Source organism: Demequina rhizosphaerae (genome assembly GCF_000971255.1).
In the GTDB taxonomy this organism is placed as follows: Bacteria; Actinomycetota; Actinomycetes; order Actinomycetales; family Demequinaceae; genus Demequina; species Demequina rhizosphaerae.
In genome coordinates this window covers 604,165-616,620 of record NZ_BBMC01000002.1, presented here as the reverse complement: position 1 = coordinate 616,620, position 12,456 = coordinate 604,165, and the positions used below count along the sequence as shown (strand labels likewise).

At 62.3% G+C, this 12,456-nt stretch carries 10 protein-coding genes and 3 pseudogenes; 6 read left to right on the top strand and 7 right to left on the bottom strand.

Going from position 1 to position 12,456, the window contains the following annotated elements:
- Window positions 1-313: 313 nt before the first annotated feature.
- The 6 genes and pseudogenes from AOM07_RS15080 to AOM07_RS02980 all read left to right on the top strand — a co-directional run bounded on the left by AOM07_RS15080 (window position 314) and on the right by AOM07_RS02980 (window position 7,246).
- Window positions 314-1,186 (top strand): WecB/TagA/CpsF family glycosyltransferase, encoded by an 873-nt coding sequence (locus AOM07_RS15080; RefSeq protein WP_156171756.1) that lies wholly within the window; start codon window positions 314-316, stop codon window positions 1,184-1,186.
- A gap of 50 nt (window positions 1,187-1,236) precedes the next feature.
- A complete protein-coding gene (locus AOM07_RS14405; RefSeq protein ID WP_267127775.1) occupies window positions 1,237-2,268 on the top strand; it encodes a glycosyltransferase family 4 protein in 1,032 nt (343 codons plus the stop codon).
- 514 nt (window positions 2,269-2,782) lie between these two features.
- Window positions 2,783-3,610 (top strand): glycosyltransferase family 2 protein, encoded by an 828-nt coding sequence (locus tag AOM07_RS14395; RefSeq protein ID WP_156171755.1) that lies wholly within the window; start codon window positions 2,783-2,785, stop codon window positions 3,608-3,610.
- Window positions 3,607-4,698: a glycosyltransferase gene (locus AOM07_RS14390; protein WP_156171754.1), complete on the top strand. Its 1,092-nt coding sequence runs from the start codon at window positions 3,607-3,609 to the stop codon at window positions 4,696-4,698. The genes AOM07_RS14395 and AOM07_RS14390 overlap by 4 nt, the downstream gene beginning before the upstream one ends.
- On the top strand, window positions 4,682-5,932 hold the full coding sequence (locus tag AOM07_RS14385) for a glycosyltransferase (protein WP_369401194.1): 1,251 nt from the start codon (window positions 4,682-4,684) through the stop codon (window positions 5,930-5,932). Before AOM07_RS14390 ends, AOM07_RS14385 begins: the two co-directional genes overlap by 17 nt.
- A gap of 133 nt (window positions 5,933-6,065) precedes the next feature.
- A pseudogene (locus AOM07_RS02980) lies at window positions 6,066-7,246 on the top strand (IS3 family transposase).
- Between the two features lie 13 nt (window positions 7,247-7,259).
- On the opposite strand, the gene AOM07_RS02975 reads toward AOM07_RS02980, so the two are convergent.
- The 7 genes and pseudogenes from AOM07_RS02975 to AOM07_RS14610 all read right to left on the bottom strand — a co-directional run bounded on the left by AOM07_RS02975 (window position 7,260) and on the right by AOM07_RS14610 (window position 12,451).
- Window positions 7,260-8,330, bottom strand: a complete 1,071-nt coding sequence (locus AOM07_RS02975; RefSeq protein WP_228374355.1) for an acyltransferase family protein — start codon at window positions 8,328-8,330, stop codon at window positions 7,260-7,262.
- Window positions 8,331-8,549: 219 nt separating this feature from the next.
- Window positions 8,550-9,668, bottom strand: coding sequence for an acyltransferase family protein (locus AOM07_RS02970; protein ID WP_084830041.1), 1,119 nt, complete (start codon window positions 9,666-9,668; stop codon window positions 8,550-8,552).
- 97 nt (window positions 9,669-9,765) lie between these two features.
- Window positions 9,766-9,996 carry an integrase core domain-containing protein gene (locus AOM07_RS02965; protein ID WP_062311226.1) on the bottom strand — a complete coding sequence of 77 codons (231 nt, stop codon included), beginning with the start codon at window positions 9,994-9,996 and terminating at the stop codon, window positions 9,766-9,768.
- Window positions 9,997-10,239: 243 nt separating this feature from the next.
- A pseudogene (locus AOM07_RS15075) lies at window positions 10,240-10,533 on the bottom strand (integrase core domain-containing protein); the annotation flags it as partial.
- A 7-nt stretch (window positions 10,534-10,540) separates the two neighbouring features.
- Window positions 10,541-10,804: pseudogene (locus AOM07_RS14375) on the bottom strand (IS30 family transposase); the annotation flags it as partial.
- Between the two features lie 18 nt (window positions 10,805-10,822).
- A complete protein-coding gene (locus AOM07_RS02960) occupies window positions 10,823-11,098 on the bottom strand; it encodes a hypothetical protein (protein ID WP_156171753.1) in 276 nt (91 codons plus the stop codon).
- A gap of 189 nt (window positions 11,099-11,287) precedes the next feature.
- Entirely contained in the window at window positions 11,288-12,451 is a 1,164-nt protein-coding gene (locus tag AOM07_RS14610; RefSeq protein ID WP_169748113.1) for an O-antigen ligase family protein, read from the bottom strand.
- Window positions 12,452-12,456 lie beyond the last annotated feature (5 nt).

Below are 12,456 nucleotides of genomic sequence, written 5' to 3'. Positions count from 1 at the left end.
GGGGAGCAGGTATACTGTGGCACGACATAATCCGGCGCAGCGAGTTCTGGGGGAGTGAACCGGTTGGAATTGTCTTGGTATCGCGGGGGCTTGCGTTGGTCGGGTAGATCGCTGAATGCGGCATGTGTTGGGTAGTCGCTGATTCTGCCAATGTCGAATTGCTGCCGAGGTCGGCGTGGTATGAACGATCGCCGGAGGCCGAGTTTCGCCTCCTACACCCAGGTTCTTCGCATGGGTCGGCCTGCTTGCTCCGCCCAATGCGTGCAGGGCGCGCGACGCGCTCTCGCCGCGTGGCGGGCAGCCACTCGCAGCAGTGAACTGGGCGTCTTATGAACTCCGCGAGATTCGCAATCGCGCCGCTAGCTTGTCCCGTCCAGCTGCAAAACAAAAGATCCGGATGGTTAAATTGAGAATTCATGGGATTCAGCGCCAAGATGTAGGCGGTGTCTCTTTTTGTGCAGTCACGCCAAGAGAGGCAGTCTCAATCCTATTGCAGGCCACGGAGGTTTCGGGATTGTCTCGAGCCCCGCATGTTCATCTTGCAAATGCGTACTCGGTTGCGCTTGCTAGCCAAGACGCCGAGCTTGCAGGAGTCTTCAACGCCCGAGACGCGATAGTCTTCGCTGACGGGAAGTCTGTGGAAGTCGCGCACCGAGCGACTGCGCGCGGCTCGAAATCACCAGTTCGTCAGGTGCGAGGGCCTGACTTCTTCCGCCAGGTCTTGGACGCGGGACAGGCTGTTGGCATTCGGCACTATTTCCTTGGCGGTTCGCCTGGAACGCTGGCGAGGCTCCAGGAGCAAGTTGAGGGCAAATTTCCCGCCGCGCGAGTGGTCGGCGCATTTAGTCCGCCATTTCGCGCGCTCAGCGTCGCGGAAATCGAGGATGTAGACCTGGCGATCAAACAAGCCGATCCCGACATCATCTGGGTGGGTCTCGGTACGCCAAAGCAGGATTTCGAAGCTGCACGCCTGGTGCAGTCACTGAACATCCCGACCTGTGCCGTCGGTGCGGCGTTTGACTACGTTGCTGAAACGCTTGAAGAAGCTCCCGGATGGATGAGCAGGTGGGGCGTCGAGTGGGTATTCCGGCTGTCACGCGAACCTAGGCGGCTCTGGAAGCGATATGCGGTTGGGAACGTGCAATTCGCCGTGGCCGTAGTCCGACATCGCGATTCTTCAGCATGAGAGTCACTGTAATCTCGCAAGTCCCTCCGCCGGTGCACGGATCTACCGTGATGACAGAGCGCCTTATCGGGGTGCTCGAAGAGGCCGGCAATGACGTCGATCTCGTGGACAGACGCTTCTCCTCCGATGTGCGTCAAGTGGGTCATTTCGAGTTCAGGAAGATTGGTGCTGCGCTCAACTTGGCTCGTCGGCTCTGGCAGCGCACTGGAAGAATCCGGCCCAATGTTGCTGTCTTCTTTGCCACCAATCGTACGTTCTCCTTCCTTGTTGACGTGGCACTTTCGTGGATCCTGAGGCGTCGAGGCGTGCCGGTGATCACCTACCTGCACACAAACGGGTGGGAGGCCCTGTCGCAGTCGTCGCCGGTGCATCGTGCGCTTGTTGCGTACGTACTGCGAACGGCGAGCACGACTGTCGTTCTGGGAGAGTCGCTTCGCTCGGATGCTGAGCGAGGAGGTGCGCGAAACGTTGTAGTGGTTCCGAACGCCGTGCCATCGGCAGCTCGTCAACTCTCGTCCAATGAGCGACGGTACCTCTGCGTCTTCATCGGCAATCTCCTGCCGGACAAGGGCTACCAGGACTTTCTCGAGGTTGCCGAGTCCGTTGCGGCAATCAGTCCACACGCGCGCTTTGCGATGGCGGGTGCCCCCGCTTGGCCGGGCCAGCTCGATGAGATTAGGGCTTGGCTCGCGGACCGTGGTGTCCGCTCGGTTGATGTGCTTGGCCCAATTGTCCCTGCCGATCGTGATCGCCTGCTGCGCGACTCATCGATGCTCGTATTCCCAAGCACCTATGCGCTGGAAGCGCAGCCGCTCGCGGTTATTGAGGCGATGGCGATGGGCCTGCCGATCATCGCCTACGACAATGGGGGTCTGCGTGACCTCGTGGTTGAGGGAACCAACGGCTTCCTCGTCCGGCCGGGCGATACGGAGGCCCTCCGCGAGGCTGTGGTCTCCGTCGCCTCGGACGGGGCGCTTCAGGCACGGCTGAGCCGCGGCGCCGTTGCGAGGTTTGACTCGGAGCATTCAATCCACGCATACGGTGAGGCGTGGCAACGGATACTCGGATTGGTGGCAACGTGACGGCACGACGTCCCGTGAGCGGCGCGCTTGCCGCTGATTGGCGCGCGAATCGGCGCGAGTATCGTACTCTTCTATTGCTCACGAGCTTTCGGCTCACTCAGATGCAGATGCAGAATCTCGACGCTCCCCGATGGTGGTCTTGGCCGGCTATGGCTTGCCACCGGTTTCTCTCTGAGTTCGTTCTTCAGATGGAGCTACGACCCCGAACGAGCGTTGGGCCGGGTTTGCGAATCCACCATGGCTTTGGGCTCGTGGTAAACGACCATGCTGTCATCGGGAGCAACGTGGTCCTAAGGAACGGCGTCACTATTGGGCATGCAAGACCGGGCGGCGGATCGCCGCGATTGGAGGACGGCGTTGAAGTTGGTGCAGGTGCATCTGTGATTGGCGAGATCACAGTGGGACGGAGCGCAGTAATTGGCGCAGGCGCCGTGGTAGTAGCGGACGTACCGACCGGGAGTATCGCGGTAGGCAATCCTGCTCGGATCTTGGGGCGCGATTCTGGAGGCGATCGGTGAGCAGACTCCCGCGGGCAACAGTAATAATGGCGGCGCACAACGCGGAAGAGACGATATCGGAGGCAATTGAGTCGATTCTCGCGCAGACCATGTCAGACTGGGAACTAGTGATCGTCGATGACGGCTCTCAGGATCGTACGGCAGAGATAGCAGAAAGCTACACTGCGGACGCGAGGATCCGTTTGATCTCAATTCCCACACCCGGCGGCTCCGGTGCGGCCAGGAATCAAGCCATACGCATCGCTCGAGCCCCTGTTCTTTTTGTACAGGACGCGGATGACATTGCCCTTCCATACCGTTTGGCCGTCCAGCTCGGGAAGTTGGAGGGAGACCCGGGCCTAAGTGTCGTCGGCGGTCAGGTAGCGGAGTTCGGCCTTTGGGGCGGACCTGTCAGGGGCAGCTGGCCCACTGATGACAAGGCGATCGACCATCGCATCTCTGACGGGCGGATGGCAATCGCTCATTGCGCGGCAGCAATGCGAAAGAGCGCGGTGGAAGAGGTTGGCGGCTATGACGAGGCATGCCTCCGTGCGCAGGACTACGCGCTCTTCCTGCGCCTGAAGGAGCACCGGTTCGGCGCGGTTGATGACGTCGTTGTGTACTACCGTACCGCTCGACCGGTTCCATTGCGCTACGCAATTGTGAGCGGCAGGTACGGAAAGCTTGCCCGCCAGCGCGCACACGCACGTGGTGCCCAGCCGACCGCTCCCGTGCATGGGATTGCAGCCATTCCGACAGACGCGCGGTCTCTAGTCGGCTGGATTCGTCGCAACGCGCGTGAGCGCCTTCAAATGCGATCGCTGACTTCGAGGAGCAGCCGGTGAGAGTGGTGCACTACTATCGCGACATTCATAGGCCGTCGGGTGTAACGCACGCGATCGGTGAGTGGCAACAGGCTGTCGCGCAAATGGGGGTCGAGACGATAGTCCTTCATGCAGGTCCCGGGGAGCCAGAATCCTGGCCCGGAACGACGGAGGCGATTCCGCATTTCGGCTTCGGCCGTCAGACTCAGGTTCCGCAACTCGGGCCGGCCCTTAAGCCGGGTGATGTGTTGGTGCTTCATGAAGGCTGGGTCTCATCGAATCTCGTCGCAGCTCGAGCATGCCGCGCCAAAGGAATCCCATATGTCGTCGTTCCGCACGGTGTTTACGATCCCAGCATTCTGGTGGACTTGAAGTTCCCTCGTGGGATCCGGTTCGCACTCGAACGCCAGAGTCTGAGAGGAGCTGCCGCGGCACACGTCTTCTATCGTTCAGAACAGGCGCTCGTCGAGGCAGTCGGCCGTCCGAAGTCATTCCTAGTGGCGCCGACAGGCTACGACCCGTCCGACCGGCGATGGGTAGGGGGCGGAGGCTACGTCGGGTGGTTCGGCCGATATAGCATGCATCACAAGGGCATCGACCTGCTTCTTCGGGCCTACGCTCAGATGGACCGTGACAATCGGCTCCCTCTGCGCTTGCACGGCCCCGATTACCAGGGAGGAAAAGCACAGGTCCAGCGACTGGTCAAGGAACTCGCTCTGGAAGACTGTGTCTCCGTAGGCGCCCCGCTATCGGGATGCGAGAAGTGGGACTTCCTCGTTGAAGCAGATGCGCTCGTGTACCCGTCACGCTGGGAGAGCCATAGCATCGCATTGCTTGAGGGCCTTTCCATCGGAGCTCCAGCGGTAGTGAGCAGTTCTGTCCATGTCGCGACGCAGTTGTCCTCGAGCGGTGCCGCCAAGGTGGTTGACATGGGCGATCCCGATGAGGTCGCTCGTGGCATTCAGTTCGCCACCGGCAACTCGGCGCTCGGGAGCTTGGGGCGGAAGGTCGCAATGCGTGACTTCGCGTGGGGCAAGGCTGCACGTGACTTTGTGGAGCACGCCCGTCGACTGTCGAGTTCCGAGTTGCCGGATGGTCGCGATGGTTAGCGGGCCCGGGCGCGAAGCTTGGGGGTCGGGTGAGGGTCCTTCGTTGCGTGAGGTTGTACTCGTGCGCGGAGCGTGGTCTCCCGAGCGGGACGCAGTTGCACGGGCAATGCGGGAGCTCGCCGAGTCGATGCAGCGTCGTGGGCTGCGAGTGACTGTGGTTGCCGCGAGCGGAACTTATCCGGTAGATCTCAGTCGGGAATGGGCAGCACCACGCGGAACGGAGGTCGAGTCGGGTCGGGCGAGGAGGTGGAACATTGCGACCGGACTGTTCCGGTACCTCTCGGAATCGCGCGTGAACGCCACGGTGATCGCGGTTGACGATCCTCTGGGGGTTGCCTGGATCGTTCGCGCAGTGCGCCTCGTTGCGGCGCCGAAGTCAGTACAGGTCAACTGGTCTATGGACCTGTTCCACACGCAAGACGCGAGGTCGCGGCGAGGCCATGTCTTCGCAAGAGCCACCTCTGCGTTCAAGGCCGGGATCGAGCGGCTCTCACTTCGAGCTGGCGACAGTGTTGTCGTGCTTGGTGAGTGCATGGCTCAAACGCTCAGAGGCTGGGTATCGGCAACCCGAATCGTTACGATTCCAATCTGGCAGCCGGACTTGGTCGAGCCGGAGGCTTCGGACAGCGGTCCTCGAACTGCCACTCAACGTACGGGCGCCGACGAACCGCTACGAGTACTGTATGCGGGCCATGCGACTCACCGTCACCCAATCGCACCGTGGCTCGTGCAGATGGCTCAGGCGATGCCTGAAGTGCAGTTCTTGGTGGTCGGGACCGGCCCTCAGGCAAGTCAGGCGCACGAGGCCGCGACGAAACTCCGCCTCTCGAACCTGACCGTGGAGGGAAGGAAGGGCCGCACACAAGAGTCGATTCTGAACACCGGCGACGTGCACTTGGTTGCTTTGGCACCGTTCGCCACGGGAACATGTGTCCCATCAAAAGTGTACGCAGGCATGACCGCGGGCCGTCCAGTCCTGTTCCTTGGCGACCGCGCGAGCCAAGGTGCCATCGATGTCCTCCGGGCGAATGCGGGCGTTGTCCTTGACCCGAATGATCTGTCGGGTGCTTGTGCCTTCCTGCGCGCGATGGCAGTTGACCGCGCACGAGCCACCTTCGGGGACAATGGCCGCCGTTTCTTCCTTGAGCAGCGGACGATCGATCGGGCCACCGACAACTGGTGCACCTTGATCGAACGCCTGCAGCTTGAACGGACCATGGTTCCCCCGAGCTAGTCGGCAACGCCTAGAGTTGGTCGGGTAACGTGGTACCGCACCAAATGAGCTCGGAACTCCAGTGATCGTGCCCCGGTTCTCCGGACTCGCGGGTGAGGAGATGAGTGCTTGATGTCATCGAGGGAGACGATGCATCACGCTCGAACCGTATCCGTCGGAGTTCCGTCGCCGTGCACTCGATCTTGTCGAGTCGGGGCGTACCGTCCGTGACGTCGCGCGCTCGCTCGGGATCGCGGAGTCGTGTCTGTACCGGTGGCGGTCCAAGGAGGCGATCGCGCGGGGCGTGCGCTCGCCCACGGCCGCGGCGATGGAGTCTGCAGCGCTGAGCGAGGCTCGAGCGCGGATCCGCGAGCTTGAGACCGAGGTCAAGATCCTGCGCAAAGCCGCCGCGGCCGTCGAGGCGGTGGTGCCCCCAAAGAGCGTCTGCGCCCGGTGGGCGAGCTCGTTGACGAAGGAGTCGAGGTCAAACGCGCCTGCCACGCGCTCGGAGTGTCCCGTTCCGGGTTCTACGAGGCGCGCTCACGCGCTCCCTCGCAGCGCGCTATTTGACACGCCTGGCTGACTGATCTGATCGGCACGGTCCATCAGGCCTCGCGCGAAACCTACGGTGCGCCCCGGGTCCATGCCGAGCTCGTTCACCACCACGGCGTCACGGTCGGGCGCAACACTGTCGCGCTGCTGATGCGCCGGGCCGGCATCGCCGGCCTGCCCGTGCGGCGGGCACGCAAACGCGGATCGAATGCGATCACCACTTCTGACCTCGTCCACCGCGACTTCCATCGCGATGGGCCTAATCAACTATGGGTCACCGACATCACGGAGCACCCTACGACGGAAGGCAAGGTCTTCTGCTGCGTCGTGACCGATACCTGGTCGCGCCGCGTCGTGGGGTGGTCCATCGACACGCGTCAACGAGCAGACCTCGCCACCGCGGCCCTAGGCATGGCGATCGAAGCGCGTTCCCAGTCGGGTCAGCTGCCTGGAACCATCATCCACGGGGACCACGGCGTCCAGTTCACCGCGTGGACGTTCACCGAGCGCGCTCGCCGTGCAGGTCTGCTGCCATCGCTCGGCAGCGTCGGTGATCCCTACGACAACGCCGTCGTCGAAGCCTTCTGGGGGCGGATGCAGACCGAGCTGCTCAACCGGCGGCGTTGGAGCACGCGCGTCGAGCTCGCGTCCGCGATCTTCGAGTACATCGAGGGCTTCCACAACCGCACCCGCAGGCACTCGGCATTGGGCTGGCTCAGCCCGCTACAGTTCGAGAACACCCACCCACCACGAGCACTCGACTCCTCAGAAGTGAGTCCGTGAAACCGGGGCAGGATCAAGGTGTCCACGGAAGCGGGTCAAGCTCCCTCAGCACCCGCTTGGGCTCGTGTGCTCCTCGTCCGCCGAGCAAGAGGACTCGAGACGCCGGGTACAGCCCAATGAGCCGACTCGACGCGAATGAGACCACGAGCGTGATCAGCGCAACCAGCGGGACTAGAAGCCATTGGAGCGCCTCAGATTGTGTGTAAGGGGCGAAGCGAAACACGACCAGGAATACGATCGTCTGGATACCGTATATTCCCAGCGTCTCCTTGCCGACCGCGACCAACGGCACAGACAGCCGAGTGCGCATAAGCGCGCGGGTGAACCAGACTGCGATAAGGACGCCGGAGCCAGCGAAGATGTACCGCAACGCCCATATCCATAGGGCGTCACCAACGTTTGCGCCAACGATGACTGCAGGGTCAACGTAGACGGAGTAGTCGGGCATCCACGCGGTAAAGCAGGCAACGAAGGCGATGAGGCTTAAGCCAGCGGCTCGCTTGGTGCGCAAGTGCTGCCGTACTCGATTGTCTCCGTAGAGATAGTATCCGAGCACCGAGAACGGAAAGAGCCAACGCAAGTGCTCAAATGCGAACTGAGTCTCAAGGGGAACAACGAAGAATAGGAGAGCCGCACCGGCCAGCACGTAAATTCGGGACTTACTCGGCATCGCACCAGCGAATGCAAAAACGAGGGACACGATGAACGCAAACCACAAGTACCAGACGGTGGTATCAGGATAGAGCATAGCGCTGGAGTATCGCCGCCAGAATGCTACGAAGCCGATGTTTCCCCCTGCAGCCTGTCGCATGGCTACGAGTAGAGCCGACCAAGTCAGAAACGGAACGAGCAATGCACGTACGCGTCTAGCGACTGTTGCGCCCAGCGGAAGGCGCCGACCAGTGACACGGAGTACGGCGCCCATGACCACTGCGAACAATGGCATGTGAAAGGCGTAGATCGCCACGAATGCATTGTTCTCAAAATGGGAGCTCGCATATCCCGGCACGAACTGAATTGCGTGGCCAATAACGACCAGCATCATGGCCAGTCCCCTAAGTCCATCAAGCCCTGCGTTGCGCACGGTTTGCCCTCTCTGTGCAGTTCGTTCTTTTGCGGAGCCGAACCCCAATTGCCTTCAAGCTCCTAGTGGCGCGCGCCAGAGCCTAGGCCCTTGCCTAACGAGCTGGCTCCACGGCTCAGCGGCACCTTTGTCTGCCCGGCGGCCAACAAGCCCAAAGACCGATCGACAGATGACTCTGCAAGGTAGACCGCTTGCCAAATCCCCGCGAACGAAGCGCAACTAGCTCACAGGTGCTTCGCTTCGCCGAGACCAGCGCCATGAACGGATTACGCGCCGAGATGGCTCTTCGACGAACCTGTGCACGGCGGCGCCCGCGCCGATAATCAACACCAGGCCGAGCGTGACAGCGGCGAGAGTCTCGACGGTTCCACGGGGTGCGTTCTCGAGTACCAGAGCGCCCCAGACTTGGAGCACCTGCGCGTGAACCATGTATACCGAGTAGGACACCGCTCCGCCCCAAACCGCAATCCGCGAGGACAGCGCGCCGGCGACGACGCCGTGTCCATGGGCGAGACCGAGGATCAGGATCGCGATCGGCCCAAGGAACACCTGACTCGGCATTCCCGGCGTCCACGCTAGAGCGACAATCAGCAGCAGCGCTGAGCCAACAGCCAGCGCCCAGCGCTTGCCGGGCCGGCTGCGACGGAATACCTCGTGCGCCATGCAGCCAATAGCGAACGCCAAAGTGATCCGAAGAATCGGGTTGTCCGGGCGGTCTGCCTGCGAGCCTTCAGACAGCAGGGTCGCAGCGGCAACTGCCGTCAGCCACGCGGCAACAGCAACAGTGATCGCAGTTCGCGAACTGCGTACACGTGACAGTGCCAGAGCGGCGACAGGGAAAAGCAGGTAGGCGAACCACTCGGCACTGACCGACCAGGCGACGCCGTTCCACGAGTACGGCTGCCCAAACCATGTCTGTACAAGCAGTAGGTTTGAGAGAAACGCCAGTGGCGTATTCGCAGCATTCGCTTCGTGCTCGAAACCAAGCCAAGCCGCGCCAAGAGCGAGGACAAGCGAGGTCGCCAAGGTCAGGAGGTGGACCGGGTAGACACGCGCCAAACGCAACTGAACGAAACGGAGCGCGTCCCGACCGCGCCAGCGCTGTCCCAGACGGTCGAGGTAGTTGTAGCTGATGATGAACCCGGACAGAATGAAGAACAGGTCGACGCCGAGCCCTCCCCGCTCCACGAGTGGGTCAAATATCGTCAAGATTGGCATGCGTTCTACGACGTCGCCGCGCATGTGATGGGCCACGACCCACAACGCCGCAACAATTCGTAGGCCAGTCAAAGGTCTGAGATCGCGCTTGCGCGCGTGCGAGTATTCCCCCCCAGTCATACGCAGAGGGTACAGGGGAGGCTGGACCCATGCTCCCAATGCACGCGGAGGGCCGATAGATCCGGACCCGGTCTCGTGGACACGGGTGGTGTGTTGATCATGCCGCGATGGCGGCACGAGTGTGAAGTGCTTCGTACGCGACGGGACTGATGTCGCCGAGTCCGGTGTGGTGGCGGCTGGGGTTGTAGAACCCTTCGATCCGTTCGAACATCGCCGATGCGAGCTCGGTTCGGGTTTCCCAGGCGTGGTGGTCGAGCAGCTCGCGTTGCATGGTCGACCAGAACCCCTCGATGAGGGCGTTGCCCACGCTCGAGGCGACTCGGCCCATCGATTCCAGGAGTCACGCCTGATGCAACTGGTGTCCGAAGACCCAGCTCATGTGTTTGGCCTCGCGGTCCGCGTGGACGATGGTGCCCGGTGCGGGGCCGCGTTACCAGCGGGCCATCTCGAGGGCGTTGACGACGATCTCAGTGGTGATCCTCTCCGAGAGCGACCAGCCGACCACGCGTCGGGAGTAGGCGTCGATGGCGGCAGCGCAAGGGTCTGCCCCAAGATCGGTTGACCGGGGTGGTCAGGCCGCGAGGGCCAGGTGTTGGGTAGCGCAAACGGTCTCGACCTCGATGGGCGTCATCCGTCCGAGGCGTGCCTGTCGGCGGCGTCGGTGGTAGGTCTTCTCGATCCAGGCGATGATCGCTAGACGGAGCTCTTCGCGGGACTCTCACCGCTTGGGGTTGAGGACGTTCCTCTCCAGCAGTAGGAAGAACGACTCCGTCGCGGCGTTGTCGCCGGCAGCGCCGACGCGGCCCATCGCGCCGCGGATGCCGTGGACGTTGAGCGCCACCACGAAGCGCCTGGACCGGAATTGACCAGGTTCAACCGGTCGACGCAACACCGGCTTGTGCGAGCAACACTAGCTGCTCGTCGAAGGCCCCTGCCGGGGTCTTCCAGCCGAGGGTCTTGCGTGGGCGCGTATTGAGCGCGTGCGCGACGGCCGCGAGCTCCGCGGCTGACCAGCAGGACAGGTCGGTGCCCTTGGGGAAGTACTGACGTAGCAGCCCGCTGGTGTTCTCGTTCGTGCGCCGCTGCCAGGGCGATTGCGGGTCGGCGAAGAATACCGGGATGCCGGTGGCGAGCGAGCTTCAGGACCCGGCACGTCACCGCGACGGGGATCCCGTCGGCGGCGAGCTCTTGCACGAGCGGGTCGAGCCTGTTCCCGGCAGCTGCGCCTGGGGCAGGTAGGCCGCTGCCCGACGCAGTACTTCGTTCTCCTGCTCGAGCAGACGGATCCGCTTCTTCAGTTCGCGTGTCTCAGCAGCGTCAGCAGACGTCGTGCCGCTCTTGCGTCCGGCTTCGACGTCGCCCTGGCGAAGCCAGTTCTGCAGACACGTCTCGGAGATGCCGAAGTCGGTCGTGATCTGCTCGATCGTCACTCCGTCGTCACGACGGCTACCACGTCATCACGGAACTCTCGGGGATAGGGCTTGGGCACAGGCTACCTCCTTCCAGCAGCACCATCCGGCACCACGGATCAGATGTCACCTATGCGTTCACCCCGTCCACTTCGGTGCGGGCATACGTGGAACTCCATTCCAAGACGATCATCGCCTCAGATCAGGTGCCTACGGAAGTGGTTCAGGCTCCGGTCGAGCTCTGACTGATGAGCGGGGAGGTCTGCGCACCGACTGAGCGCGGCCTAGTGCTCGGCTTGCGCCCGGAAAAGGAGATATGCCTCGCTCCGCCATAATGATGCCGGACGCCCAGAAGAAAGGAACCGCCCCGAAAGGTGCTTCCAAGACGACTCCGAAGGTCGCTACGGGAAGAACTGCGAAGACGGCGAGCGCCGAGAATGACAGTAGGTCGTCAAGTCCGACGGCCTTGCGTCTCCTCCACAGGATCAGCAGCAACTGCACGACCCATGCGCCGATAAGGGTTATGCCAATGATCCCCAGGCGTGCGTACACTCCCACAAACCAGTTGTGAGGGCTGCGGACATTCGAGTACGTGGTGCCCTCAAGGTAGTGGAGGGTTCCTGACTGCTCAAGGAAATTGTTTCCAAACCCGGACCCAAGCAGCGCTCGGCCGTTTTCTTCATTTGTCCAGCCGACTACGCCCGACCAGACCAGTTCTCGTGCCCGCTGCGTGCCGGCGGCGCTTACCTGTTGTGCTGTGCCTTCGCTTTGTGCCGGCAGGACTGTTGCCAGCAGGCGTTCCCCCGCAGTCGTCGCCGGCAGCAGCCAAAGCGCTGCGGCGCAAACGATTGGAACCGTGAACACCATCATCAGCCTGCGGCCAGCGGCCTGATGCGATGCCGCGTAGCTGAAGGCGAACGAAAGAGCCAAAGTTCCCAGGAGTGACAGCTGCCCGGCACGCGTGCCGGTATAGACGAAGACTGTGGCTACGCCGACCAATAGGCCCGCGATGTTCCAGAACCGGCGCTGCCCAAACACGGCCTGCCGAAGATTCAGTCCGCATGCGATCGCGACCAGCGCCACGTCAATGTCTGGTCGCACCTCTAGGACCGGTGCGGAAGCAAATGGACCGGGCAGTGCGAATCCGGCCTCAAGTCCGGCAACGCTAACGCTCGCCACCCAAAGCATATGGACTGTCAGCGCCCAGCGGAAGAATCTCACCGAGCGCGCTCTCGCCTGCGCATCCGCTCGGGCCAAAGAATAGGCGGATAGAAGGGCCAAAGCTCCATACAGGAACGGAACACTGTCGCGCAGCCAGACCAGTGGTTCGGCTTGGCCAAGTGAAACTAGCACCCTCAAGGACACGTAAATCATGAGGG

Coding starts and splice junctions, on each gene's coding strand:
- AOM07_RS14405 (WP_267127775.1), top strand. CDS start 1,237: ATGACAGAGCGCCTTATCGGGGTGCTCGAAGAGGCCGGCAATGACGTC.
- AOM07_RS14385 (WP_369401194.1), top strand. CDS start 4,682: ATGGTCGCGATGGTTAGCGGGCCCGGGCGCGAAGCTTGGGGGTCGGGT.
- AOM07_RS02970 (WP_084830041.1), bottom strand. CDS start 9,668: ATGACTGGGGGGGAATACTCGCACGCGCGCAAGCGCGATCTCAGACCT.
- AOM07_RS02965 (WP_062311226.1), bottom strand. CDS start 9,996: ATGGGCCGAGTCGCCTCGAGCGTGGGCAACGCCCTCATCGAGGGGTTC.
- AOM07_RS14610 (WP_169748113.1), bottom strand. CDS start 12,451: ATGATTTACGTGTCCTTGAGGGTGCTAGTTTCACTTGGCCAAGCCGAA.